This is a genomic window from Sphingomonas sp. S2-65 (genome assembly GCF_021513175.1).
GTDB lineage: Bacteria > Pseudomonadota > Alphaproteobacteria > Sphingomonadales > Sphingomonadaceae > Sphingomonas.
On record NZ_CP090953.1, the window covers coordinates 1,018,727 to 1,044,732 of the forward strand.

Sequence of the window (26,006 nt, forward strand, 5' to 3'; positions counted from 1 at the left end):
GGTATCTGCGCTGCCCGGTTCAATAATCGCGCGAGTAGCGCAGGCTCACGCTCGATCCGCCGAACGACCCCGTCTGCGACAACAGGCTGAGCGCACGGCTGAGCGCGATCTCGAGCTGGGTGGCGGTGAAGCCGCGCGCATCGGTGATGATCTCGATATAGATGTCATCGGTGATGTACTTGCCCGCCGCCAGCGAGGTACCCCGCCCGCTATTCTCGTCAGCGCCCAGGATGCGCAGCCGGTCGATACCCGTCGCCGACTTGAGCGTGCCGAGCGGGTTGAGCCCGCCCCCGCCGGAGCCCCGCAGCGAATTCACCGCCGCGGCCAGCTGGATCGCCTCGGTCGCCGACAGGTTCGTCACATTGGTGCCGAAGAACAGCCGCGCGAGCACTTCCTCCTGCGGCAGATTAGGCGACGAGGTGAAGGCGATCTGCGGCTGCTGGGCGGTCCCCGACACGTTCAGCGTCGCGGTGATCCCCTCGGCTGTCGTGCTCGCCGAGATGTCGATCGTCGGGTTGGTCAGCTGATTGCCCTGGAAGGTGATCGTGCCGCGCTCGACCTCGAACCGCCGGCTGGCGAAGCTGTAGGTACCCCGCACGATCTCCAGCTGGCCGCGTACCTGTGGTGCCGCGCTGGTGCCGCCGACGTTGATTCGCGCGCTCCATTCAGACTCAAGCCCCATGCCGGAGACGAACAGCCGGTTGTCGGCCCGCACCCGGATGTTGAGGTCGAACGTGCCCGCCGCCTGGGACGGTTGCGCCTGCTGGCCACGCCCATTGCCGTTCGCCGCAAGCTGGCTGCGCCGGCGGATACCGGTGAGCTCGGGCACTTCGGCGGCGCCCTGGCGAATGATCTCGTAGCGCGCCTCGGGGATCGTTAGATTGCCCTCGATCTTCGAAACCTGCGCGTTCTTGGTGACGGTGAGCCGCCCGGTCGCAGTCGCCCCCAGCGCCTCGCTGCGCGCCAATTGCGCGTTGTTGAGATCGGCGGTGAGTTCGATGGGATAGCCGCTTGCCGACGACAGGCCGACCCGGCCCTGCGCCGTCACTGTGCCGTCGCCGGCCCGCGCGCTCAGGCTGTTCAGGATCAGCGCGTCATTCGAGAAGCGCCCGTCGATCTTCATGTTGGTCAGGCGGGTGCCATAGGTCTCGTTGGTATAGATCAGGTCGTCGGCGCGCACGACGCCGGTCAGCTGCGGCGCATTCACCCGCCCGGAGAAGTCGGCGGCGAAGCCCATCGCGCCGGTGAGCTGCTGGTTGGGCAGCCCAGCGAGCGAGAAGGGCACCGCGGCGGGCCCGTTGTAGCGCACACCGCCCGACAAGGGCGCTGCCGTCAGCCGCTCCATCCAGCTGCCGGCGCCGGGCCCTAGCGGCCGCATCGTCGCGACGAGCCGACCGATCGTGGTGGTGCCGCGCTTGATGATCGCGCGGGCGTCGCCCCCATCGGGCAGCAGCTTGCCGACGAAGTCGAAGTCCACCGGAGTCGACACCGTCGCCAGGCTCGAGCGCGTGAATTCGTCGACGCGGATTCGCGCATCGGCCGTCGGGAATGCGTTCGGCGTCGTCTGGGCGAAGTCCAGGCTGCCGGTGGCGGTGCCGCCCAGGCCGAGGCCCGGCACAAAGCCGTTCACGACCGCGAGATCCAACCGGTCGAGCCGCGCCTGTACGACCATGCCGTTGCCATAGCTGCCCGCCAGGCGCACCGTGCCCTGATCGAAGTCGATCCGCGTCGGCAGCAGGCGATAGCCATCGCCAACGGCGATCCGCGCCGGGCTCGCGGTCCGGAAGCGGATGCCGCTACCCTGTCCTTGCAGCGCCACCAGCCATTGCTGCGGCGAGAGCTGCGCGTTGGCGGCGATCTGGAACGGCACCCCCGAGGAGCCATTGGCCACCAGCTGCGCGGTGCCGCTGCCGCCCTGATAGTTGATCTTGGCACGCGCCGTCTGGAGCACGAACTGGCCGCTGCGCAGGTTCGCGATCTGCGCGTCCGCCACGATCTGCGGCGTGTCGGTCAGCACGACGCTCGCCGAGACCAGCGCCCGGCCGATGGCGAACTGATCCATGCCCGGAATGGCGGCGTTGAGCGCGCGCGCCTGAAGATCGGCACGCTGCACGCCGGCCTGGTTGGCGAGTTGCGCACTGCCGACGATGCCCGATCCTTCGAAGGTCACTCGGCCGGCGAAAGGCCCCGCGGCGGTCTGCTGGACCTGGCCGGCGATCGCCATGCCCGCGAAATGCGCCTGCTGGATGTCGACCATCAGCGCCCCGCCGGTACGCACCAGCACGTTGGCGTCAAACGGTCCGTATTTGGTGCCGCCTGTCGCGGTGATGGCATAGGCGTTGCCGCGCCCGCGCACGCGCGCTTCCAGATTTGCCAGCCCGACTCCAAGCCCCGGCCGCGGCATGCGCAGCAGCACTTCGGGCGCGGTCAAGGTTCCGCTCACCCGCGCGGTCAGCGGCCCATATTGGCTCGACACGGCATTGGCGTTGATCAGCAGCGGCCCGCGCGGGTCATAGCGGCCGGAGCCGCTGGTGACGCGGAACTGCGGCGCACGCAGGCGGACATTGTCGAACGTGATGATGCCCGTGGGTCCCAACGCCACGCGCGCCGAGGCGACGGCATTGCCACCCAGGAAGTTGCGCGCGGCCTCGTTGGTGATCCGCTTGGTTTCCGCGGCGACTTGCCCGCGAATTCCCCAGCCGCCCCCGGGGGCGGCAAACAGTTCGGCATCGGTCTTGAGGTTGACGATGCCGACACCGTTGATCTCGTAGTCGTTGATCCGCCCCTTGAGCGCGCCGGTATAGCGGCCTTCGCTCATGTCGGCGGCAATGATCGCGGTCGCGTCGACTCTATCGGACCGCAGCTTCAGATTGTCGGACAGGATCTGGTCGCCCGAGATCGCCAGGTCGCCGGCGATGCTGAGGTTGGTGACCAGCCCACCGGCAGCGGCGTTCAGCCCCAACACCCGCGCCGCGCGCGCGCGCACAGGGACCATGATGCGGTCGGCATCGACGCGTGCACGTCCTTCGGCATAAAGCTGCTCGACCACGGTCTCGCCGAAGCCGATCCGCGCGGCGCGGATCTTGTAATCCACCACCGGCGTCGCGAACGCGCCGTTCAGCGCCAGCGCCGCGCGCACTTCGCGTCCGTTCAGGTTCGGCGCGATCGAGCCGGGCTTGAGCAGCAGCGCGTCGATGTTGAAGTTGCCGAAGCGGTTCTGCCCCAGGTCGATCAACCCCTTGGCCTCGACTGACAGCGCGTCCGAACGGAATTTGTAGGTGCCGTTCACCTTGCGGTCGGCAAGCACTGCGTCCGCTTCGACGTTCAGCTGCGGCGAGGCCAGGCGCTCGACCGGACCCTCCATATAGGCGCCGGGATAAGTCGGCCCGCGCAACTGGAAGCGGCCATTCTGCGCAATCAGGCTGAGGTCGGCGAGCTGCCGTCCGCCCAGCGTCCCGACGGCACGGCCACGCCAGTCCTTCCAGCTCCCCTTGCCGCCGACGGTGAAGGTCACCGGCCGGTCGAGCCCGGCCAGACCCGCCACCAGCCCCTTGGCCGGCGCATCGAGCCGCATGTCGATGTCGAGCTTGTTCTGTTCGGGCACCGCGTCGAGCTTGAGCGTCACCCGGTCGCCGCCGGCCAAGCCGGGTGCGGCGATCGTGCCCGCCGCGGCGTCGATCTGCGCGCGCCCGTCCGCCAGATGCGCACTGCCGCGCAGGCTCGCGATGTGCCGCTGGCCGTCAACGGCAGGCGACACGTCGATCCGCGCGATGTCGAGCCGGCCGATGTCGAGGTTGATGTCGGGCAGCAGCGGCGCGTTGGGGTCGCTCGGCGTCTGCTTGAGCTCGGGGAGCCGCAGGAAGCGGACCTCGGGGCTGGTCAGGCTGCGCACGTCGATCTGGCTGTGCAGGTAGCTGAACGGCCGCCAGTCGACGGCAAGTTCGTTGGCCGAGGCAAACACGCCCTTGGGATCGCGCACTCGCACGTCGCGCAGCACCATCGCGCCGTATAGCGAGCCCTCGATCCGCCCGACCTGGAAGTTCAGGCCCGACGCCATGGTGTATTTGTTGATCTGCTTCACCAGCAGGTCGCGCCCGGGCTGGGTATTCACCCCCAGCACCAGCGCCCCGAGCAGCAGCACCACGCCGCCGACCACGATCGCCGTCCACTTCGCCACCCGCTGCCAGAGCGGCGGCTTGATCACGACATGCTGGATCGGCATGTCCTGCTCGACCATCTCGGGTGCGTCCGACGCCATCAGAATGCCTGCCCGATCGAGATGTAGAGCGCCACCTTGGACTCGTTGGGCTTGCGGTTCATCGGCGTGGCGATGTCGATCCGCAGCGGTCCGAAATTGGTGTAATAGCGCGCGCCGACGCCCAGCCCTAGCCGGATGTCCTTCAGCGTCGGGGTGATGCCTTCATAGACCTGGCCCGCGTCGACGAACGGCACGATGCCGAAATTGCCGAAGCGGTAGCGCGCCTCGATCGCGAATTCGTTCAGCGAGCGCCCGCCCACCGGACGGTCGTCCGGCGAGCGCGGTCCCAGTTCCTGATAGCCGAAGCCGCGAACCGATCCGCCGCCGCCCGCATAATAGCGCCGCGAAGGGGGCAGGTCGTCGCGCGCGATACCCGGGATCGACCCCACCCGCGCCCGGCCGGCCAGCACGACGCTGTTCGTCACCGGGAAATACCCGGTCGCCTCGGCCATCAGCCGGGCATAAGGACGTGCCGCGCCGCGGACCGAGGTCTCGGGGCTGACATTGCCCTTGATCCGGAAGCCGCGCGTCGGGTTGAGCAGATTGTCGGACGTGTCGTAGCCGAGATAGGTCGGCAGCGCCGCGATCAGCCAGGTGCCGCGATCCCGCTCGCCCAGGTTGAAGTTATACTGGTCTTCGTTCGACCCCACCAGCTCGGCGCCGTAGAAATAGGTCCAGCGCTTCTGCCAGATCGGCGTTGAATCGCGCGACCAGCGCACCGACAGCGTGCCGGTGTAGGATTCGAACGCGGCATAATCGGAATGATTGACCGCCGCCTGCGCCTGGAAGGTGCGGTCGCGCTGCCCGGCATTGGAGCGGCGGAAGGTGCCCGAGACACCCTGCTCCTGCGTGCCGAGCACGCCGCTGGCGATCAACGCGCCTTCATCGGGGAACAGGTTGCGATGCGTCCAGGTCGCTTCGGCGCGCAGGCCCTGCCCGGTGCTGTAGCCCACTTCGCCCGCCAGGGTCCGCGCGCGGCCGGCATTCTGGCGCACCAGCAGGTTGACGATCTCTGTGCCCTCGGGTCCTGGCTGGCCAGTGCGAACGGGCTCGACCGATACCGTGGAGAACAGGCTGGTCGCGATCAGCGCCTGGCGCAGGTCGTCCACCTTGCGCGTGTCGTAGATGTCGCCAGGCGTATAGCGGCGGAGCAGCTCGATATGGTCGACGCCGAACACCTGGCGTTGCCCCTCGGTTACGATCTCGCCGAAGCTCGCCCGCTGACCGACATCGACGGGCAGCGTGTAATCGCCGAAATGGGTTTCCTCGTCGAGCAGGATGTCGCGCTGCCCGACCTTGGCGAAGGGATAGCCCTGCTGCGGCAGGCGCAGGCTGACATTGGCCTCCGCTCCCTGGATCCGAACCGCGTCGATCGGATCGCCCGGGTTGAGGTTCAGCTCGCGATCGACCAGCCCGACCGGCACCGTGGGGCCGGCCTCGATCTGAACGCTGCTCAGCCGGTACAGCTTGCCCGGCGTCGCGTTGATCGTGGCGCGCACCCGGCCCGAATTGCGCGGCGTCTGCTCGATCGTCGACACCGCGGTGCCGTCATAATAGCCAAGCGAATGCATCAGCCGGACGGCCAGCGCCTCGTCCTCGCGGGCACGCGCCGAGATCATCGCGGCGTTCGACGCTTCGCCATCGCCTTGCTCGAGCGCGGAGAGCGAGCGGAACTGGCCGGTCAGGGCGACATCGTCGAGCCCCTGCACCACGGTGGTATAGCGGATCGTGCCCGCCTTCTCTTCCTCCAGCCCCTCGATCTTGACCGGTTCGACGCGGAACTCGGAGAGTGCAGGCAGCGGCTGGGCGAACTCCGGCGACTCGGCGACCGGCGCGGCGAAGCTTTCCTCGACATCGTTGGTTATCTGCGCGGGCGTCGCCGGCGCCGTGGCGGTCGATCCCGCCTTGAACCCTTCCAGCGACTCGAGCGGCGCGTTGATATCCCCGCTCAGCGAGGGAAGTGCGGCGTTGAACTCGGCGTCGGGAAGGATCTCCTCGTCGCTCGTGGAACCGGCCGTGGGCGCGGTCGTGCCGGACCGCGCATCCTGGCTGTCGGGCGAAGGCGATGGCGCAGGCGTAGCGGCAGGCGCAGGAGTCGGCGCGCCCTGCCCCGTGGCCGGCGTTCCGATCTGCGCGCACGCCACGCCCGGCAGGAATGCAGATCCTGCCAGCGCGGCAATCCAAACTGCCTTCACCCCTTTGACCACGCGCCTCCTCGAGCCGCGTAACCCCGGCCCTCCCGCATGCCGTAACAAGTAATTTTCCATTTGGCTCCCGCTACCTGCACAAAAAGAGCAAGCGTGCCAAAACGCGGCGGGCAAGCTCAGCTTCCCGCGTCGACCGATCCCGCCACCGTCTCGACGCGCTTCAGCATGGCCAGCAGCTGCTCGCGCTCGGCCTGGGTGAAACCGTCGAACATCCGCCGCTCGAGTTCCAGCGCCTTGGGCGCCACCTGCTCGTACAGCGCTGCGCCCTCCTTGCTCAACGTCAGCAGGTGCGACCGCTGGTCGTCCGGGTTCGCGGCGCGCGCGATCAGCCCCCGGTCCGCCAGCGCGATCGCCGCGCGGCTCACCGTCACCTTGTCCATCCGGGTACGGCCGCACAGCGCCTGCTGGCTCATCGCCCCGCCCTCGGCCAGCACCGTGACCAGCCGCCACTCGGGGATGCGCAGCCCGAACAATGTCCGATATGCCGTCGCGACCGCGTCCGACACGGCGTTGGATGCGATCGACAGCCGATAAGGCAGAAAGTCATCGAGTTTCAGCGTGGACATTGCTGCTTCTTTGCCGGGCATTCCGTTATACGCAACTGACAACGCTGGCAGGTTGCAGTTTTTGCAATGGGACCGGTAACATTTCGCACTTGCAACACGTCGCGCCGCGACGCAAAAAGGACGGGCCTTTCAGGCATCCTCTCCTAAGACTTTCCAGGCCGTCCCTCGGGGCGGCCTTTTTTTCGTCCGCCAACGCTGCCGGTTCAGACTATCAACGACCCGAGCAACCAGGCCGGGAACGCCGCCGCGGCAAGCAGCACACCGAGCGGCAGCGCGGCGCCCGCGCCCAGCGCCCGCCCCCGCAGCCTCAGGATCAGCACCGCGGCCAGCCCGATCAGGCACGCCGCGAACAGCACGCCGGGTAGTGCCCGCCAGCCAAGCCATAGCCCGATCCCGCCGAACAGCTTGGGATCTCCGCCGCCCAGGCCCACGCGCCCCCGTGCCCGCCGATATCCCTCGGCTACCAGCCACAGCATGCCGAAGCCCGCCGCACCGCCGATCAGCCGGTCGGAAAGCGAAGGCTCCAACCCCGCCCCCGCCGCGATCAGGCCGGTCACCGCCAGGGCGCCGGTAAGCAGGTTGGGCAGCCAGAACGCGGCCAGGTCGAGCGCCGCCAGCGTCAGCAGGATCCAGCCGAACACCGCGCCGCCCACGCCCGCGGCGCCGGGCGCGGCCCACCCCGCCGCCGCCCCGACGCACAGCCCCAGCAGCTCGACCGCCAAATGGCTCGGCGCGATGCGTGCGCCGCAGCCCCGGCATTGGCCGCGCTGCAGCAGGTAGCTCAGCACCGGCACCAGTTCGTGCGGGCGCAGCACCACGCCGCACCCGCCGCATTCGGAGCGCCCGCGCGCGATCGTCCGCCCCTGCGGCCAGCGGATCGCCAGCGTCGCGATGAAGCTGCCGAAGATCAGCCCCAGCAGCCCCAGTCCGGCCGGCCAGAGCCAGGGCTCAACCGCCATGCTGCGGCGCGCGCTTGCGGATCAGGTAGCGGAACACGCCGAAGCAGTTGATGCAGATCAGGACCAGGTTCTGCGTCAGCAGCGGCTCGTCGTCGGACAGGAAGGCGCCGGTGATCCACGCGATGCTCGACGAGACGAACAGCACGAACCCCCAGCCGGTTATCCGCCGCCCCAGATCGAGCGAGACCATGAAGCACGCAATGATCCCGCTGATCGAGGCATACCATTTGCAAACGTCGATAAGGTTCATGCGAAGCCTTCCTTGGCGGGGCAGGACCGGTTTTGCAAACCGCCCGCCGGGTCACTAGATCGGCGCAAACACATGAGAGGATCCAATATGTCCGCCGACGATGTCGTCATCGCTTCCTATGCCCGCACGCCGATGGGCAGCTTCCAGGGCTGCCTGACCGGTGCCAGCGCGACCGACCTCGGCGCGGCCGCAGTGGGCGCGGCGGTCGAGCGTGCCGGGCTGAAGGGCAACGCGGTCGAGCGCATCTATATGGGCTGTGTGCTTCCCGCCGGCCTCGGCCAGGCCCCCGCCCGCCAGGCCGCGCTCAATGCCGGCCTGCCCGATCATATCGAAGCGACGACGATCAACAAGATGTGCGGATCGGGCATGCAGGCGGCGATCATGGCCGCTGACGCGCTCGCCGCCGGCTCGGTCGACCTGCTGGTCGCGGGGGGCATGGAGAGCATGACCAACGCCCCCTATCTTTCGCTGCGCCACCGCAGCGGCGCGCGTATCGGCCATGATGTTATGAAGGACCATATGTATCTCGACGGGCTCGAGGATGCGTATGAGCCCGGCAAGCTGATGGGCAATTTCGCCGAGGAAGTGGCGCAGGAATATCAGTTCACGCGAGAGGCGCAGGACGCCTTCGCCATCCGATCGCTCGAGCGCGCGCAAAAGGCGCAGCGCTCCGGCGCGTTCGACCGCGAAATCGTCCCGGTCGAGGTGAAAGGCCGCAAGGGCGTGACCACCGTTACCCTGGACGAGCAGCCATCCAGGGGCGACGTCGCCAAGATCCCGACGCTAAAGCCCGCTTTCTCCAAGGAAGGGACGATCACCGCCGCCAACGCCTCATCGATCTCCGACGGCGCCGCTGCTCTGGTGATGACGCGCCGCAGCGTCGCCGACCGCCTCGGCCTGACTCCGATCGCGCGGGTCGTGTCCCATGCCGCACACGCCCACGCGCCGTCGCGTTTCACCACGGCACCGGTGTTCGCGATGCAGAAGGCACTGGACAAGGCCGGGTGGAAGGTCGGCGACGTCGACCTGTTCGAAGTCAACGAAGCCTTTGCCTGCGTGGCGATGATCGCGGTCAAGGAACTGGGGCTTTCGGAGGAAGTACTCAACATCCACGGCGGCGCCTGCGCGCTCGGCCACCCGATCGGCGCCAGCGGCGCGCGCGTGCTCGCCACGCTACTCTCTGCCTTGGAAACCACCGGCCAGAAGCGCGGCCTCGCCTCGCTCTGCATCGGCGGCGGCGAAGCCACCGCGATGGCCGTGGAACTGCTGGTCTAGTTCGGCCCTAAACTCCTCCCCGGCACGGGGAGGGGGACCGCGACGCGAAGCGGCGTGGTGGAGGGGCGCGGCGGTTCACCGCCGCGTTCCGCGGCCGCCCCTCCACCATCACTGCGCGATCCGCCCCCTCCCCGTGCCGGGGAGGAATTGAGACAGGCGACCAATCATCCTCCCCCTGACGGGGGAGGATCGGCTCAATCCACTGCTTCACCGGGATCGACGCCCCAGACGCGCGACTGCTCGACATAGCCGCCGCCGCGTCCCTCGACCTCGAACCAGCACCAGCCGCTCGAACATTTGCTGATCCGCCCGACAACGCCGGGCGCCGCCCGCCAGTTCACATGCCCGTCCGGGCTGGGGGTCGACCGCATTTCGATGATCGTGCCGCGCACCATCGCGGTCCGCGCCTCGTCGAGCAACACGCGCAGCATCCACCCCTGGGTACCGTCGGGATCCTCGATCTTGCGCCACTCGCCATAGACGTCGACGACTTTCACCGGCAGCGCCCGGCGCTGGTACAGCCAGCTTCCGGGATAATTGCGCCCCGGCCCGGTGCGCAGCAGCGCCTTGGAAGCCTTGATCGACACGTAATAAGGCGGCTTGCGCTGCGCCCAGGCCGGCAGCGCCAGCCCGACCGCCAGCGCGATCATCGCCATCCAAGTTCCGAACCGCACGCGCTTCCTGTCCATGCCGATCCCTAACGCGGGCACGCCCCAGGCTTCAACCAAACAAATCCTCCCCCGGAGGGGAAGGGGGACCATGCGAAGCATGGTGGAGGGGTATTCCCCCCAAGCGAAGAAGCCTGTGGAAACTACTGCACCACCAGCTGCGGCTAGTTCCCTCCCCTTCGAGGACGGAGCTACAAGCATCAATCCCCGGTCAGGATGCGGTCGACCAGCTGCTTCACGCTCGGCACGAACCCGTTCGAATAAAACGGATCGCGCTTGAAGTTGTACGCGGCGTGCCCGGCAAACATCAAATTCTGGTCGGTCGGCCCGCCATGCGCGATGTCCTGGAGCGTCTTCTGGATGCAGAAGCTGCGCGGGTCGGCCAGCCGCCCGGTCGAGTTGGTCTCGGTATCCGCCCAGCTCGAGAAAGCGCACTGGCTCAGGCACCCCATGCAGTCGGCCTGGTCCTTGCGGATGATCTGCTGTTCCTCGGGCGTGACGAACACCAGCGTGTTGTCCGGCGTCTTGAGCGCCGAGGTATAGCCAAGGCCGAACCACTCGCGCGCGCGCAGCAGGTCGCCCCGCGTCACCCAGAAGTTCTTGCCCTTCACGCCCACGTCCAGCTGGAAGCTGTGATCGCCCGCATTCTCGGTGGAATAGGGGATCTGGCGCTCGGACCGCGCCTCCAGGCTGCGCAGGAAGGGGTTGCGCACCGCGCTGGAATAGAAGCCGGTCGGCGAGAAGCGGTGCAGCAGCACTTCGCCTTCCTCGATCTCCATCAGCTTCTGCTTCCATTCCTGGGGAATGGGGCTTTCCTGGGTCAGCAGCGGCCGCGTGCCGAACTGAAAGGCGATCTTGCCGAGCTCGGGATTGTCGATCCAGTCGTTCCAGTCGCGCAGATACCAGACGCCGCCGGCCATCACGATCGGCACGTCGTCGGGAATGCCGCCTTCGCGCATCGTGTCGCGCAGTGCCTTCACGCGCGGATAAGGATCCTGCGGCGCCAGCGGATCCTCGGCGTTGGACAGCCCGTTATGCCCGCCGGCGAGCCAGGGATCCTCATAGACCACCGCCGCCAGCCATTCCTGCGCCTTGGAATAAGCCCGCTTCCACAGCGCGCGGAAGGCGCGGCCGGAGCTCACGATCGGCAGGTAGGAAACGTTGTACGACGCGGCGATCTCGCTCAGCTTGTACGGCATGCCCGCTCCGCAGGTAACGCCCGCCACCATGCCGCGGGTACGCTCCAGCACGCCGTGCAGCACCCGCTGCGCGCCGCCCATCTCCCACAGCACGTTGATGTTCACCGCGCCCTTGCCGTTCGAGATCTCGAACGCGCGCTTGACCTGCTCCACCGCGCCTTCGATCGCGTACTGGACCAGCTCCTCGTGGCGTTCGCGCCGCGTCAGCGCGCGATAGATTTGGGGGATGATCTTGCCCTCGGCGTCATAGCTGTCGGCATTCACCGCGCTTACCGTGCCGATGCCGCCCGCCGCCGCCCATGCGCCCGCGCTCGCGTGGTTGGTTGCCGCCACGCCCTTGCCGCCCTCGACCAGCGGCCACACTTCGCGACCGTTATAGTTGATGGGCGTCAGACCCTTGAACAATTCTGCCTCCAGCTAAATTTCAACGCTCGCCTAATCCGGTTTGCCGCAACAAGCGAGGTAGATTCGTTACTGCAGTACGCCGGGCCGCCCCATCGCCTCGCCATAAAGCCGCGCATAGGACGCGATCATCGCGGCTTCATCGAACAACGCACGGGCGCGCTCGCGGTTCGCCGCGCCGATACGTTTCGCTTCGTCGGGATGCTTCGCCAGCGTCTCGATGCGGTCGCGGATCGAAACCTCGGTACGTTCGGACAGGAATTGCGCGTTCGGCTCGGCGACCATCTTCGGGATGTCGCCCACCTGTGGCGCCACCACCGGCAGCCCCGCCGCCATCGCTTCCAGCACCGAGATCGGCGCCTGCTCGCTCTTGGAAGACATCGCGAAGATGTCGAACAAGCCCATATAGCGGTGCGCCTCGGGCAGGAATCCCGGCAGGATAACTTGGTCCTCGATCGCCATCGCCTCGGCCGCGTCGAGGATGTTCTGCCGCTCGGGCCCCTCGCCCAGGATCACCAGCTTGAAGCGCGTGTTGAGCCCGCCGCACGCGCGCACCAGCATCGGCAGGTCCTTGACCGGCCGCAGCCCGGCAACGCAGCCGATAAAGACCTCGCCCTCGCGCCGCTTCTGCAGCTGCGGGATCAGCTTGGCGTCGGATTTCCCCGCAAACAGCGCGGTCGGCACGCCATTGGCGATGCGGTGGACCCGATCGGCCGGCTGGCGCCAATGCTTGAGCGCCACCCGCTCGAGCACATGGCTCGGCACCACCAGCGCGTTGGCGGCGGGCAGCGCGAAGCGGCGATACATGTTGCGCACCGGGTTCAGCCGCTCGGCCTCGTCGGCGTTGAACCCGTCCTCATGGTGCACGATCGGCGGCAGTCCCTTGCCGAACACCCGCGCCGCCATCACTCCGTCGATCGCGCCCCAATTATAGGTCAGCACCAGGTCGAAGCGCCGCATGAACTTGGCGATCGCCTCATAGCGCCCGACCGAGGGCCTCCCCGAGAGCGGCGGCGGGTTCTGTGCGATCTCATATTGCACGGTCTTGGCGACATAGGCCCGCGCCTCCAGCTGGTCGGGCATCGCCGAGACGATCGTGTGCCGGGCGCGGTCGCCGAACGCGTTCATCAGCCGGATGGCGCGCGCTTCCTTGCCGCCATAGTTGAAGGTCGAATGCAGGTGCAGGATGTGGATCGACATGGCCCAGCGCCTTAGCAGATCGCGCGCCCGAGTCTCCCCTCCGGACTAAGCCCGCCGCGCCGTCGGCCGCCGCCCCAGCGCGTCCAGCGCATCGGCATTGTCGCGCCCCCAGGCATAGAGCAGCGCCACCGGCTCGACGAAGCGTTCGCCCAATTCGGTCAGCCGATATTCCACCGCGGGCGGCACCACGCTCTGCACATGCCGGCTGATCAGCCCGATCGCCTCCATCTCGCGCAGCGTCTGCGTCAGCATCTTCTTCGAGATGCCCGGCAGGCTCCGGAGCAGCGCCCCGGTCCGCGCCGCGCCGCCATGCCGCGCGTGCAGCGTGTGGAGCAGCATGCTCGTCCATTTGGTCGCGAACAGCCCCAGCACGCGCCGCGGCGCGCAATCCTCGCGCCAATCCTCGTCGTCGGCATTGTCCGCCTGCATGACTGGGTACCTCCTGGTGCCTAGGTTCCGAATTGGTGCCGTCTAGAAGCCATGCAGCCGCTTGCCTACCTCCTGCGTTCAGGAACCAAAGGACGAAGAACATGGCGAAAACCGCATTGGTCGTAGGCGCGAGCGGCATCGTCGGCAGCGCGACCGCCGCATTGCTGGTCGAGCAGGGCTGGACCGTCCACGGGCTCGCCCGCCGCCCCGGCGCGCAGCCCGGCGTCACCCCGCTCGCTGCCGATCTCCAGGATCCCGCCGGCACCGCCGCCGCGCTCCAGGGCGTCCAGCCCGACGCGGTGTTCATCACCACCTGGCTGCGCCAGGATAGCGAGGCGGAAAATATCCGCGTCAATTCGGCGATGGTCCGCAATCTGCTCGATGGCCTGCCCAAGCCCAGCGCCCCGCGCCACGTCGCGCTCGTCACCGGGCTCAAGCATTATCTCGGGCCGTTCGAATCCTATGGCAAGGGCGTGCTGCCCCAGACGCCGTTCCGCGAGGAACAGGGCCGGCTCGACGTCGAGAATTTCTATTACGCCCAGGAAGACGAAGTCTTCGCCGCCGCCGCGCGCGACGGCTTCACCTGGAGCGTCCACCGCCCGCACACCGTGATCGGCAAGGCCGTCGGCAACGCCATGAACATGGGCACCACCCTCGCCGTCTACGCCACCCTGTGCCGCGAGACCGGCCGCCCGTTCGTCTTCCCCGGCTCGCAGGCGCAGTGGAGCGGCCTCACCGACATGACCGACGCCGGCCAGCTCGCCCGCCAATTGCTCTGGGCGACTGAAACCCAGGCCGCCCACGACGAAGCGTTCAACATCGTCAATGGCGACGTCTTCCGCTGGCAGTGGATGTGGAGCCGCATCGCCGAATGGTTCGGGGTCGAGGCCGCGCCGTTCGACGGCATCGTCCGCCCGCTGGAGCAGCAGATGGCCGACGACGCCCCGCTCTGGCGCACCATCGCCGAACGCGAAGGCCTGGCCGAGCCCGATCTCGCCCGCCTGGCCTCCCCCTGGCACACCGACGCCGATCTCGGCCGCCCGCTCGAAGTCGTCACCGACATGTCCAAGAGCCGCCGCCTGGGCTTCATGGCCTACCAACCGACCGACGACGCCTTCTTCGCGCTGTTCGAGCGGCTGCGGGACGACCGGCTGATCCCCTGAACCCAGGGACAGCGGCTTCGCCTCGCATAGCCGCTGTCCTTGTCGCCATCCTTGCGGCACAGCGGCGCGCGACAGCGAAAGAGGAAGCGAATGACGGACTCGCCGAAACCCTGGGATGGCGAACGGGTGCGCACATGGCTCGAACGCCGGCTGAAAGCGGCGCAGCTGGACCAGGCGGCAGCGGACCGGCGCGGCTATGAGGCGCAGGACGATTATGACAAGGCCGCCGCCGAGGAATGGGTCTGCCGCGCGCTGGACGGCGCGGAGTTCACCAACGATCAGGCCCTGCTCGCGGCACGGATCAAGCAACTGGTCGCCCAGGACGAGTATCCGGTGACCGGCATCTATGACGACACCCGCTTCGAACGCCACGTCCGCACCCATCTGCGCAAGCTCGCCAAGATGACCAAGGCGAACGAAGGCTTCGAGAAGACGCTGCGCTTTCAATAGTCGCGAAGGTGGCGCTGCCGGCACCGGTCAAACGCCAACAGCACGGCGGATGCGGAACGGCGATTAACGGCCCATTTCCTGCCGTCCAGCGTATTGCCAACGCCACCTGAAAGTTGCCGTCCGCGGGTCACGCTCGGCAAATCTTCTGCTAGTGTCAGCGTCGAAACAGGAGACCGATAGATGTTCGGAAGCGCAATTGCGGCATCAATGGCCGCGGCCATGGCAATCATGGCGGGTGATCCTCCGAAAGCACCAGTGGTTGAGGAGACTTCGACGATCTGCAGCCCTTCCGTGTCGCGACGTGCTATTCAACTGCGCACATTCCCGAGTGACGAAATCCGGCGCGTGTATCCGTCGCCGAAGAAGATTGTTGAGCAGGGCGGCAGCGGTAAAATTCCAGGCTCCTTCTGGCGAAAGGCGGCAAAGATCATCTGCAGCCCGGACTTAGCCAATGCTGACCATTCCGGGGCTGATTTCATACCCAAGATCGTTGTCTTTGTTGACGGCGAGGCCGGCCGCGATCTGCTCGTTATGGAATACCCGAATTACGTGGATGCTGCGTTCGCTCGCGCACGGGTGAACGGCAGAATGGTGTCTGTGCCAGCGGCCATTGTCTGGCGCTTGCTCGACTACTCGCGAGGAGTATGGCGCGGTTGATTGCCTAGAAGCTAGCACCCAATCGTCGCCGTTCATCCGGCAAGGTGGCGAACCTCAAAGCGGCCGCGTAGGCCGGCCTAAAGGTCCGCTGCCAAGCGGAAGCCGGAGAAAATATATGGGTATCCCTGAAAGCCCCAGATTTCGCGACGAGGACCGTTCGGGTCCTCAGCGCCAGGATTGGCAAAGATCATCGCCTCGGCGCAGAACGCTGGGCCCAGTTCACGGCAGGCGTAATCCGATGCCTTGCCTGGACGTCGCGCGGACGTGAACTCATCGGCATTACTTTCCAGATCGAACACGCCGTCTGGCGTGGGATCACCCTGACCCACCCGCCACACGATGCCGCCCCTGACCGCTTCGCGGGGATCTGAGGCAGTTTCGCTCGCGCCTCGACTGCGCGCGACCGAGTCCAGACGTCGGGGCGCCGCCGGCGCGTGAGCGGCCGCGGCCCGCCACTCCGCCGGTGTCGGCAAGCGGTACCGCTTGCCTGACCGACGATTGAGCCAAGCGATGTAGCAGTCCATCGCTGGCGTAGTTATACCGGTCACGGGGTAATCGTCGGCCAAGCTCGCATCACTTGCCACTATTGGCCTGTGCAAGCCGTTCTGCGGCATCGGGCATGCCCCTTCTCGGACCGAGGCCATATATTGAGCCCATGTCGTCTCGAACTTGGCTAGACGAAATGGAGGAATACCCTCATCTCTGATCTCAACCATCTCTATCGCGAGAGGAGCCGCATCTCTTTGAGCGGCTTTAGGATTATCCACTGTATCAGCGAGCGAAGCCCAGATCGACACCGCCATTACGCCAGCCTGATGGATCAACGGAAGCTCCTCTAAACAGATGCCTCAAGTAGGGCTCATGGCTAAAGGACTGGTGAATGGAAGCGTCCTCTATGCGAGAACATCTTCCGAAAAGCGGACGGCGCTCGCCTATCGGGGCGCGACGTGCGAAGCCGAAAGGGCTCTTTGGAGCGGAGGCACTGGCGGCAATCCAGCCCATTTAGCCTGTGTCGATGACGAGACCCGTCATCGTTTAGATTACCTTCAAACTACCTATCGGCTTCGACTGCAGCGACTGGAACTCGCCCCTCCGGCTAGGTGACGGCCTCTATCCACACTTCCGGCCATGGCAGCTAACGCCTTAGTTTCAGCCGTTCCGGGTGCTTGCTGCCGCGCCCGAAGGCAACGGCTAAGCGCTTTCGAGTCATCAGCTGGTTGTTGTGTAAGAGCTATGGGCGCTTTTCATCTAGCATGTATGAAACCATACTTTGCTTCTTCATGCTGCCAGAGAGATCGCTGCGGCCTGCATATAGGCCCTTGAGATAGCCGAGATCGAACTTCGTCAGGGTGCGCGGCGCTTGTTTATCACCGTCTGGCGTGAAAAGTGCTAAAATCGATGCATCGCCTACGCGTCCGCGCAATCGCACGCCTCCCAACGCCCGCATTGCGGCGTAATCGGCCATCTGGTTTAAATCTCGGCCTGATGACGCGCTCCTGTCGATGAAGACGGTGGCGCTAACCACCTCAAGACGAATCGGGGACGAAAGCCGTGAGATGGCCGTTCCTCGCATCATCGGGGGTTCACGTTGATCAGGTGAGTAAAATGGCCGCTCACCATCGCGTCCGCGAAGCTCCACCTCGCGCCAGGACCGCGCATGTCCCGGCTCGGCCACGATCCTCTTTATGTCGCGCGACGTCTGGCCTTTCAGCGCACCCGAATTCCCACGCGCCAACTGGCGAACCGCCTCTCGACTGTCTTCAACGAAGGCCACCAGCAGGTTTGGCGAGCAACCCGTCTCACCCATTCGAAGCCCCAGCGACGCCGCGATGCTGCTAATTCTATCAACAACAATCTGGCCGGCTGCTTGAGGCTGGCCCCAAGTAGCGACACAAACCGAGCCGGAGAACCTCGCCAACGGCGGATCGCCAAAGCCTGGTTCCGTTACGCTCTCTATGTATCGACGAGCTTGGTGCGCCTGGTCGCCCTTCTCGGAAGTTATTACGACTTCTTGATCGCGGCGAAGCTCTGCTGCTTGAACCAGGAAGAACGCTAGCGCCAACAGCATCTTCGAGACCTCATATTCCAACGGCGATAAACGGAGTGTATGGCATCGCTGGTGCTGCGTGCAACTAGGAGGACCCGCATCGGGCCGCGTAGGAGCATCGCCAATCCGCTGAATGAACGTCCGGAGACACTACGTCGCCGCGCGACAGTGGACCGGCCGCTTTCACCTTTTCAGACCTCCGATACAGCCTTGCATTGCCCGTTAGCGCGCCCCCGCACCGCATGATAAATGCGGGCCGAACCACTCGCCAAAGGCCCTCGACATGCTGTTCCTGCTACGCCCAGCCTTGGCCGCGGCCATCGGTCTCGCCGTCGGCGCGGACACGCGTACCGTCTGCCGTAACGGCACGGGCACCGATCACGGCGACTTCTACACCTTCTGGCACGACACCGGGTCGGGCTGCATGCAGCTTCGCCCTGGTGGCGGCTATGGAGTCGAGTGGCGCCTGGGCGAGCGCGGCAACCTGGTCGCGGGTAAGGGCTGGGCCAAGGGATCGGCGCGCCGCGTCATCCGCTACCGGGCGCGCGCGTTCGATCCGGGTACCAACGGCTATCTCACGCTCTATGGCTGGTCGACCGGGCCGCTGATCGAATATTATGTCGTCGACAATTGGGGCGGTTTCACCCCGCCCGGACCTGATGCAACGACGCTCGGCACCGTGGAGAGCGATGGCGGCACCTACCGCATCTACCGGACGCAGCGCGTGAACCAGCCCTCGATCGCGGGAACCGCGACCTTCCATCAATATTGGAGCGTGCGGACGTCCAGGCGGCCGCTCGGCCAGGATGCGGTCATCACTTTCGCCAACCATGTCGCGGCGTGGCGCCGGGCCGGGCTTCATCTCGGGACCCTGGGCTATCAGGTGCTCGCCACCGAAGGGTTCGGCAGCAACGGACGCTCCGACATCACGGTATCGGAGCGGTAGCCGTCACTCGACGCGCCACCGCTCCGCCGAAGGTATCATCCCGCGACGGCGGGCCGTGACGAAGTGGAACCGTTTCGGACGGGAACCGCTAGCCGATACGCGCGAGCAGCCGGTCCACCGCCGCGACCGCCTCGGGCTCCTCCAGCGTCGGCGCGTGGCCGACCCCCGGCACCGTGACCAGTTCGCCATCGCCCAGCCGCGCGGCCATCTTCTCGGCGGTGGCGGCGCTCAATATGTCCGACTTCTCGCCGCGCACCACCAGCACCGGCCGATCCGCCATCGCGTCGATCGTCGGCCACAGGTCCGGCCCCGCCTCGTTGCCCGGCACTCGGAACGGCTCGGCGATCTTCATGTCGTAATCGAGCACGATCCGGCCCGAGCTGTTGACCCGGTACAGCCGCTTGGCGACCCGCAGCCAGTCCTCGATGTCATAGGCCGGGTACACGTCGCCATTAGCGTCGGCCACGTAGCGCGCCGCGTGCATCCAGGTCGGGTGCCACACCGCCTTGCCGACATAGCTGCGGATCCGCGACAGCCCCGCCGGGTTCAGATCGGGGCCGACATCGTTGAGCACCGCCCCCGCCAGCCGCGCGCCGTCGGTCGCCGCCAGCAGCATCGTCACGATCCCGCCCAGCGAGGTGCCGACGCTCACGAAGCGCTCGATTCCGGCCTCCGCCAGCAGCGCCTCGACATCCTGCAGATAGGTAAGCGGCACATAGCTCATGGGGTCCTTGGCATAGGCGCTCTCGCCGCGCCCGCGAAACTCCAGGCACAGCACCCGCCATTGCCCGGCCAGCCGGCTCGCCAGTCCCTCGAAGTCGCGCGCGGTGCGGGTAAGCCCCGGCATGCACAGCACCGGCGGCTTGTCGCTCGGCCCGGCATAGTCGCGATAATGCAGCCGCAGCCCGTCCCGCGACCACCAATACCCATCTACGTAGTTGCGCCGCTCCGCCATCGCCCCCCATATCGCGCCATGCACTTCACACCGCAACAGCCGATCCTCGAGCTCGGCGACGCCTTTTACGATCCCGTCACCCCGGCGAACTTCCCCAAGACGGTCCTGCGCTTCCGCAACGACCGCGCGGCGGCCAGCGTCGGCCTCGACACCCTCAGCGACGACGCGTGGCGCGCCCATTTCGGCCGCTTCGTGCCGCTGGAGGGCGCCCAGCCCCAGCCGCTGGCGCTGCGCTATCACGGCCACCAGTTCCGCGTGTACAATCCCGAGATCGGCGACGGCCGCGGCTTCCTGTTCGCCCAGATGCGCGACGATGCCGGCCGCCTGATGGACCTCGGCACCAAGGGCTCGGGCCAGACCCCGTATAGCCGCTTCGGCGACGGCCGCCTCACCCTCAAGGGCGCCGTCCGCGAGATCCTGGCGACCGAGATGCTCGAGGCGCTCGGCGTCCACACCTCGCGCACCTTCTCGGTGATCGAGACCGGCGAGGAGCTCCACCGCAACGACGAGCCTTCGCCCACCCGCTCGGCGGTGCTGGTCCGCCTCAACCACGGCCATATCCGCATCGGCACCTTCCAGCGCCTGGCCTACGACCACGACACCGAAGGCCTGGCCAAGCTCACCGCCTATGTCCTGCGCCACTATTACGGCGAAGACGCAGGCGACGACGCCCCGCAGCGCCTGCTCGCTTATGTCGCCCGCCGCACCGCCGCGCTCGCCGGCCAGTTCATGGCCGCCGGCTTCGTCCACGGCGTGCTCAACAGCGACAACATCAACGTCACCGGCGAAAGCTTCGACTACGGCCCCTGGCGCTTCACCCCCAGCTGGGCGCCGGCCTTCACCGCCGCCTATTTCGACCAGTCCGGCCTCTATGCCTACGGCCGCCAGCCCGAGGCGATCTACTGGGACGTGATGCAGCTCGCCACCTCGCTCCGCCTGATCGCCGAGGAGGCGCCGCTGATCGAAGCGCTCGAAGGCTATGCCCCGGCCTATCACGAGGCAGTCACCGCCGCGATCCTCTGGCGCCTGGGACTGCTCCCGCGCGGCGCCGAGCATGACCGCCCGCTCGTCCAGTCGCTCGAACGCGCGCTCTCCACCAGCGGCTGCCCGCTCGACCGCTTCTATTTCGACGCGTTCGGTGGCCAGCTTCCCCCCGATTATGGCGAGGCGTTCGACCCCTTCCGCGCGCAGCTCGCCGGCTATGCCCCGCGCAAATCCCGCGAGCATCCCTATTGGTCCGGCGACCACCCTTGCGCGATGCTGATCGACGAGGTCGAGGCGATCTGGTCCCCGATCGCCGCCGCCGACGATTGGCAGCCGCTCCACGACAAGGTCGCCGCCGTCCGCCGGTTCGGAGAAGCCCTGGCCTGATCCCCGCCAAGGGGTTGGCATCGCCCCTGCAATTCGGGCAAGAGCGTAGCCACATCTCCGGGGGCAGACACCAGAACGATAATGCCGGGACAGGAAATCATCTCCACCGAGCCGGCGACCGGCGCCGTGCTCTGGCGCCAGCGCATCGGCGACGTCGATGCGGAGGTCGCCACCGCGCGTGCAAGCTGGGCCGAATGGGCCGCGCGCCCGCTCGCCTATCGGATCGAGGCACTGCGCCGCTTCGCCAACGTCGTCCGGCAAAAGGCCGATGCCTTCACCGATGTGATCGCGCGCGAGACCGGCAAGCCGATCTGGGAGGCGCGCACCGAAGTCGAGACGGTGATCGCCAAGGTGGACGTGTCGGTCACCGCTTATTCCGAACGCACCGGCCAGCGCCGCATCGAAGCCCCGATGAACACCCGCCTGGCGCTCCGGCACAAGCCGCACGGGGTGCTCGCGGTCCTCGGGCCCTACAACTTCCCCGCCCACCTGCCCAACGGCCACATCGTCCCCGCTTTGCTCGCCGGCAACGCGGTGGTGTTCAAGCCGTCGGAAAAGACCCCCGCCAGCGGCGCGTTCCTGGTCGAATGCTTCCACGCCGCCGGCTTGCCTGAGGGATGCATCCGCCTGCTGATCGGCGGCCCGGACCAGGGCAAGGCGCTCGCCGGCCACCCCGACATCGACGGCCTGCTGTTCACCGGCTCGGCGAACACCGGCATCGCCCTCAACCGCCAGTTCGCCACGCGCCCCGAAAAGATCCTCGCGCTGGAGATGGGCGGCAACAACCCGATCGTCGTCTGGGACACCCCCGACCTATATTCCGCCGCCGTGCTGGTCGTGCAGTCCGCCTTCACCACCGCCGGCCAACGCTGCACCGCCGCCCGCCGGCTGATCGTCGACGAAGCGCTCGCCGAGCCGCTGCTGGCCGAGATCCTCAAGCTGGTCGGCCGGCTGATCATCGGTGAGCCGCATGCCGATCCCGCCCCGTTCATGGGCCCGGTGATCGACAACGACACCGCCGACATGCTGACCGAAAGCTTCGTCGCGCTGCTCACGCTCGGCGGCCGACCGATCCGCCACATGGAGCGCCCGATCGAAGGCCGCCCGTTCCTCACCCCGGGCATCCTCGACATGACCAACGCCACCGACAAGCCCGATGTCGAACTGTTCGGCCCAATCCTCCAGGTCTTCCGCAAGACCAGCTTCGAGGAAGCGATCGCCGAGGCCAACGACACCCGCTACGGCCTGTCCGCCAGCCTGGTCAGCCAGAACCCGCGCCTCTACGACCAGTTCTGGGCCAATATCCGCGCCGGCATCGTCAACTGGAACCGCCCCACCAACGGCGCCTCCTCCTCCGCGCCGTTCGGCGGCGTCGGCTGGTCCGGCAACCACCGCCCCAGCGCCTATTACGCGGCGGATTACTGCGCCTATCCGGTGGTGTCCTCCGAATCCGAACAAGCCCGCGCCTCGATCGGCCTCGGCCTGCGCGACGCCTGATCTTTCACGCGAAGACGCGAAGATTTTTTCGCGCAGAGGCGCAGAGGACGCAGAGAAACAGGACCTGCCACTGTGTCGGGAGACTAAGCACCCCAAGGCTAATCGCCGACTAGCGATAATTCCTGCGGCTGAACCAGCTTCTTCTCTGCGTCCTCTGCGCCTCTGCGCGAACCACTATCTTCTTCGCGAGCTTCGCGCCTTCGCGTGACCCAAATAAATCCTCCCCGGCACGGGGAGGGGGACCAGCGAAGCTGGTGGAGGGGGCTCTCCACAAGGGGTATCGCTTGGGGATATCCCCCTCCACCACCAGCGAGCGCTGGCGGTCCCCCTCCCCGTTCCGGGGAGGATTTACGTCGAGCCCTCACCGCAGCTACACCCCTCCCCAAACACAAGAGAGGGGCCCCACCACATGACCACCCGCCGCGACCTACTCGGCGCCGCCGCAGCCCTGACCGGCACGCTGGCACTCCCCGCCACCACCCTCGCCAAGGCCACACCCGGCCAATTCGTCCGCCGCGAAGGCACCCGGCTCACGCTCCGCAACAAGCCCTACCGCTTCGTAGGCGCGAACATCTGGTACGGCGCCTATCTCGGCGCCAATACCGAATACGGCAACCGCGACCGCCTCCGCCGCGAGCTCGACAAACTCCAGTCGATCGGCGTCACCAACCTGCGCCTGCTCGCCTCCTCGGAAACATCGCCGCTCAAGAACGCAGTCAGCCCCAGCTTCCGCAGCCGCGGCACCGTCTACAATCCCGCGCTGCTCGACGGGCTAGACTTCTGCCTCGCCGAAATGGGCAAGCGCGGCATGAAGGCGGTGCTCTACCTCACCAATTTCTGGGAATGGTCGGGCGGCATGATGACGTATCTCAGCTACGTCAACGGCGGGAAGTACATCGACGCCAACGACCCCGCCCACCCCTGGCCGCAATTCGCCGACGCGACATCGGAATTCTACCGCACGCCCAAGGCGATCGCGCTCTACCACGACTGGGTCCGCGCGCTGGTCGGGCGCACCAATGCCGTCACCGGCACGCCCTATCGCGACGATCCCACGATCATGGCCTGGCAGCTCGCCAACGAGCCACGCCCCGGCGGCGGGCCACAGGTCGCCGCGCGCAACCTCCCCTTCTTCCAGGATTGGGTCCGCGGCACCGCCCGCCTCATCAAGACGCTCGACCAGAACCACCTCGTCTCGACCGGCAGCGAGGGGCTGAAGGGCAGCGTCGAGCGCGCCGACATCTACAACACCGAGCACGGCTTCCCCGAGATCGATTATTGCACCGCGCATATCTGGCCGCTCAACTGGAGCTGGGTAAGCGCCAAGGACCTGCCCGGCACCCACGAAGCCGGCCGCGCCAAGGTCGCCGAATATCTCCAGCAGCACGAAGCGCTCGCGCGCGGCCTGAACAAGCCGCTGGTGATCGAGGAGTTCGGCTATCCCCGCGACGGCGGCGGCTATGATCCCGAAAGCACGACAGCCTTCAAGGACCTTTATTATGGCCAGATCTTGGCCGCGGTGCGCGACAGCGTCCGCACCGGCGGACCGATCGCCGGCTCCAACTTCTGGGCCTGGAACGGCGAAGGCCGCGCCGTCCACGGCGACCACCGCTTCCGCACCGGCGACACCAGCTGGGTCGGCGACCCGCCCCATGAGCCCCAGGGCTGGTACGGCGTCTACGACACCGACGCCTCCACGCACGCCCTGATCAAGTCCCACGCCCAGGCGCTAGCCGTCGCAGCAGCCCCCACCGCCGCCCGCTAGCCCCCAGTCATCCCGGCCTTGAGCCGGGATCCCGCTTCTTCTGTCGCCCCATCGCTAAGTTGATTTCACGCCAAGGCGCGAAGACGCGAAGGGTTTAGAAGAAGATAGGGGTTCACGCAGAGGCGCGAAGGCGCAGAGACGGTTTGCCCAGCGACGCGATCGGAAGACCGCAAGCATCGCAGCGTGCTGGGCCCGTAAAATCATTCCTGCCGCTGCGCGGCCTTTCTCTCACTTCTTCTCTGCGCCTCTGCGCCTCTGCGCGAACCTCTACCTTCTTCTGCCTTCCTTCGCGTCTTCGCGCCTTCGCGTGAACCAACATCCTCCCCCGCCAGGGGGAGGTGGCGCCAAAGGCGTCGGAGGGGGAGGACTCCCTGCCGGCTGTGGTCGCTCACCTCCCCCTCCGTCATGCTGCGCATGCCACCTCCCCCTGGCGGGGGAGGATCCTCGTCTCACCCCCACACAAAAGTTCCGCTACGTCCCCCCCAAGCATCCGTCGATTGCCGCCCAAGGCCCACAGGCCCATCTGCCATCCATGGCATCTCTCCTCGATCCCGCCGCACGCGGCCGCGTCATCCTGGTTGGTGCAGGCCCCGGCGATCCCGGCCTGCTCACCGTCCGCGCCGTCGAGGCGCTCGCCCAAGCCGACGTCCTCGTCCATGACGGCCTGGTCGATCCGCGCGTGCTCGATCTCGCTCCCCAGGCGCACCGCATCTCGGTCGCCAAGCGCCGCAGCCGCCACACCCTGCCGCAGGAGTCGATCAACGCCCTCATCGTCGCGCATGTGAAGACCGGCGCGATCGTCGTGCGTCTGAAGGGCGGCGACCCGTTCATCTTCGGCCGCGGCGGCGAGGAAGTCGAAGCCGTCCGGGAAGCCGGCCTGCCGGTCGAAGTCATCCCCGGCGTGTCGGCAGCCCTCGGCGCCGCAGCCGAAGCGATGCTCCCCCTCACTCATCGCGACTGGTCCAGCGCGGTCAGCTTCGTCGCGGGCCAGTGCAAGGGCCTGACCGACCAGGACTGGTCCGGCCTCGCCGGCAAGGGCCGCACGCTGGTCATCTACATGGGGGTCGCCACCGCCAGCGCCATCGCCGACAAGCTGATGACCGACGGCGTCGCCCCCGACATGCCCGTCGCCGTCCTCGAACGCGCCACGCTCCAGGGCCACCGCGCGCTGCGTACCTTGCTCGCCGATCTCGGCCCGATGGTCGCGCGCGAAGACGTGAAGAGCCCGGCCGTGATCGTCGTCGGCGAAGTCGTCCGCTTGGCCGACGCGCAGGACAAGCTCGCCAAATGGGCCCAGGCGGCGGAGGTGCTGGCATGAGGCTGCTCACCGGCAACGACCTCGTCACCGGCGACGTCACCTGGTGGACCGGCGAAGGCTGGTCGCGCCATATCGAGGACGCCAAGGACGTCGGCGACCAGGGCGACATCCTCGCCCATACCGAGGAAGCCGCCCGCCGCGTCAACACGCCCTATGTGATCGAAGCCGAGGCGACGCCCGAGGGCCCCCGCCCCGCCCACATCAAAGACCGCATCCGCGCGCTCGGCCCCACCGTGCGGCCGGACCTGACGCTCAAGCCGGCAGACCCCAACGCCGGAAGCTGGGTGATATGAATTTGATCACGCGAAGACGCGAAGACGCGAAGAAGAGGTTCGCGCAGAGGCGCGGAGGCGCGGAGAGTCAGTCGCCGCGTCAGCGGCAGGAAATCTCCCGCCGGAGCAGCGTGCCGAGAGGAGTCGAAGGT

23 protein-coding genes are annotated in these 26,006 nt (G+C 67.1%); 10 read left to right on the forward strand and 13 right to left on the reverse strand.

Annotated elements, in window-relative coordinates; genetic code table 11:
• Positions 1–19 precede the first annotated feature (19 nt).
• The 5 genes from LZ586_RS04770 to LZ586_RS04790 form a co-directional block, all read right to left on the reverse strand.
• Positions 20–4,258, reverse strand: a complete 4,239-nt coding sequence (locus tag LZ586_RS04770; protein ID WP_413777315.1) for a translocation/assembly module TamB domain-containing protein — start codon at positions 4,256–4,258, stop codon at positions 20–22.
• Complete coding sequence (locus LZ586_RS04775; RefSeq protein ID WP_235078525.1) at positions 4,258–6,525, reverse strand: autotransporter assembly complex protein TamA; 2,268 nt, start codon at positions 6,523–6,525, stop codon at positions 4,258–4,260. Before LZ586_RS04775 ends, LZ586_RS04770 begins: the two co-directional genes overlap by 1 nt.
• 56 nt (positions 6,526–6,581) lie before the next feature.
• Positions 6,582–7,031, reverse strand: a complete 450-nt coding sequence (locus LZ586_RS04780; RefSeq protein ID WP_235078526.1) for a MarR family winged helix-turn-helix transcriptional regulator — start codon at positions 7,029–7,031, stop codon at positions 6,582–6,584.
• A gap of 203 nt (positions 7,032–7,234) precedes the next feature.
• Entirely contained in the window at positions 7,235–7,990 is a 756-nt protein-coding gene (locus LZ586_RS04785; protein ID WP_235078527.1) for a prepilin peptidase, read from the reverse strand.
• The gene (locus LZ586_RS04790) at positions 7,980–8,240 is read right to left on the reverse strand and encodes a hypothetical protein (RefSeq protein ID WP_235078528.1); all 261 of its coding nucleotides are present in this window, start codon (positions 8,238–8,240) and stop codon (positions 7,980–7,982) included. Before LZ586_RS04790 ends, LZ586_RS04785 begins: the two co-directional genes overlap by 11 nt.
• Positions 8,241–8,327: 87 nt before the next feature.
• Here LZ586_RS04790 and LZ586_RS04795 point away from each other — a divergent pair, with 87 nt between their 5' ends.
• Positions 8,328–9,515, forward strand: coding sequence for an acetyl-CoA C-acyltransferase (locus tag LZ586_RS04795; protein WP_235078529.1), 1,188 nt, complete (start codon positions 8,328–8,330; stop codon positions 9,513–9,515).
• Between the two features lie 194 nt (positions 9,516–9,709).
• Here the strand turns inward: LZ586_RS04795 and LZ586_RS04800 are convergent, their stop codons facing one another.
• From LZ586_RS04800 to LZ586_RS04815, 4 genes are all read right to left on the reverse strand, one after another.
• A complete protein-coding gene (locus LZ586_RS04800; protein WP_235078530.1) occupies positions 9,710–10,204 on the reverse strand; it encodes an SH3 domain-containing protein in 495 nt (164 codons plus the stop codon).
• A 179-nt stretch (positions 10,205–10,383) separates the two neighbouring features.
• Entirely contained in the window at positions 10,384–11,787 is a 1,404-nt protein-coding gene (locus LZ586_RS04805) for an NAD(P)H-dependent flavin oxidoreductase (protein WP_235078531.1), read from the reverse strand.
• Positions 11,788–11,853: 66 nt separating this feature from the next.
• A complete protein-coding gene (locus tag LZ586_RS04810) occupies positions 11,854–12,984 on the reverse strand; it encodes a glycosyltransferase family 4 protein (RefSeq protein WP_235078532.1) in 1,131 nt (376 codons plus the stop codon).
• A 45-nt stretch (positions 12,985–13,029) separates the two neighbouring features.
• The gene (locus LZ586_RS04815; RefSeq protein ID WP_235078533.1) at positions 13,030–13,413 is read right to left on the reverse strand and encodes a winged helix-turn-helix transcriptional regulator; all 384 of its coding nucleotides are present in this window, start codon (positions 13,411–13,413) and stop codon (positions 13,030–13,032) included.
• 101 nt (positions 13,414–13,514) lie between these two features.
• Between LZ586_RS04815 and LZ586_RS04820 the strand changes: the two genes are divergently transcribed.
• Positions 13,515–14,576: an SDR family oxidoreductase gene (locus LZ586_RS04820; protein ID WP_235078534.1), complete on the forward strand. Its 1,062-nt coding sequence runs from the start codon at positions 13,515–13,517 to the stop codon at positions 14,574–14,576.
• A 90-nt stretch (positions 14,577–14,666) separates the two neighbouring features.
• Positions 14,667–15,026: a hypothetical protein gene (locus LZ586_RS04825; protein WP_235078535.1), complete on the forward strand. Its 360-nt coding sequence runs from the start codon at positions 14,667–14,669 to the stop codon at positions 15,024–15,026.
• On the opposite strand, the gene LZ586_RS04830 is transcribed toward LZ586_RS04825, so the two are convergent.
• A complete protein-coding gene (locus LZ586_RS04830; protein ID WP_235078536.1) occupies positions 15,020–15,256 on the reverse strand; it encodes a hypothetical protein in 237 nt (78 codons plus the stop codon). The genes LZ586_RS04825 and LZ586_RS04830 overlap by 7 nt on opposite strands.
• Between LZ586_RS04830 and LZ586_RS04835 the strand changes: the two genes are divergently transcribed.
• Positions 15,246–15,683, forward strand: a complete 438-nt coding sequence (locus tag LZ586_RS04835) for a hypothetical protein (RefSeq protein WP_235078537.1) — start codon at positions 15,246–15,248, stop codon at positions 15,681–15,683. The two genes, LZ586_RS04830 and LZ586_RS04835, sit on opposite strands and share 11 nt — an antisense overlap.
• Positions 15,684–15,760: 77 nt before the next feature.
• Here the strand turns inward: LZ586_RS04835 and LZ586_RS04840 are convergent, their stop codons facing one another.
• Positions 15,761–16,486, reverse strand: coding sequence for an SUMF1/EgtB/PvdO family nonheme iron enzyme (locus LZ586_RS04840; RefSeq protein ID WP_235078538.1), 726 nt, complete (start codon positions 16,484–16,486; stop codon positions 15,761–15,763).
• 428 nt (positions 16,487–16,914) lie between these two features.
• Positions 16,915–17,751, reverse strand: a complete 837-nt coding sequence (locus LZ586_RS04845) for a hypothetical protein (protein WP_235078539.1) — start codon at positions 17,749–17,751, stop codon at positions 16,915–16,917.
• A 262-nt stretch (positions 17,752–18,013) separates the two neighbouring features.
• On the opposite strand from LZ586_RS04845, the gene LZ586_RS04850 reads away from it, so the two are divergent.
• The gene (locus tag LZ586_RS04850; RefSeq protein WP_235078540.1) at positions 18,014–18,676 is read left to right on the forward strand and encodes a glycoside hydrolase family 11 protein; all 663 of its coding nucleotides are present in this window, start codon (positions 18,014–18,016) and stop codon (positions 18,674–18,676) included.
• 88 nt (positions 18,677–18,764) lie between these two features.
• Here LZ586_RS04850 and LZ586_RS04855 read toward each other — a convergent pair whose 3' ends face one another.
• Positions 18,765–19,631, reverse strand: a complete 867-nt coding sequence (locus LZ586_RS04855) for an alpha/beta fold hydrolase (RefSeq protein ID WP_235078541.1) — start codon at positions 19,629–19,631, stop codon at positions 18,765–18,767.
• 18 nt (positions 19,632–19,649) lie between these two features.
• On the opposite strand from LZ586_RS04855, the gene LZ586_RS04860 reads away from it, so the two are divergent.
• The 5 genes from LZ586_RS04860 (at position 19,650) to LZ586_RS04880 (ending at position 25,875) form a co-directional block, all read left to right on the forward strand.
• Positions 19,650–21,002, forward strand: a complete 1,353-nt coding sequence (locus LZ586_RS04860) for a protein adenylyltransferase SelO family protein (protein ID WP_235078542.1) — start codon at positions 19,650–19,652, stop codon at positions 21,000–21,002.
• Between the two features lie 81 nt (positions 21,003–21,083).
• Complete coding sequence (astD, locus tag LZ586_RS04865; RefSeq protein WP_235078543.1) at positions 21,084–22,499, forward strand: succinylglutamate-semialdehyde dehydrogenase; 1,416 nt, start codon at positions 21,084–21,086, stop codon at positions 22,497–22,499.
• A gap of 409 nt (positions 22,500–22,908) precedes the next feature.
• Positions 22,909–24,264 carry a glycoside hydrolase 5 family protein gene (locus LZ586_RS04870; RefSeq protein WP_235078544.1) on the forward strand — a complete coding sequence of 452 codons (1,356 nt, stop codon included), beginning with the start codon at positions 22,909–22,911 and terminating at the stop codon, positions 24,262–24,264.
• Positions 24,265–24,796: 532 nt separating this feature from the next.
• On the forward strand, positions 24,797–25,582 hold the full coding sequence (cobA, locus tag LZ586_RS04875) for a uroporphyrinogen-III C-methyltransferase (RefSeq protein WP_235078545.1): 786 nt from the start codon (positions 24,797–24,799) through the stop codon (positions 25,580–25,582).
• Positions 25,579–25,875 carry a DUF2849 domain-containing protein gene (locus LZ586_RS04880; protein ID WP_235078546.1) on the forward strand — a complete coding sequence of 99 codons (297 nt, stop codon included), beginning with the start codon at positions 25,579–25,581 and terminating at the stop codon, positions 25,873–25,875. Before cobA ends, LZ586_RS04880 begins: the two co-directional genes overlap by 4 nt.
• The last annotated feature ends 131 nt before the right edge of the window (positions 25,876–26,006 follow it).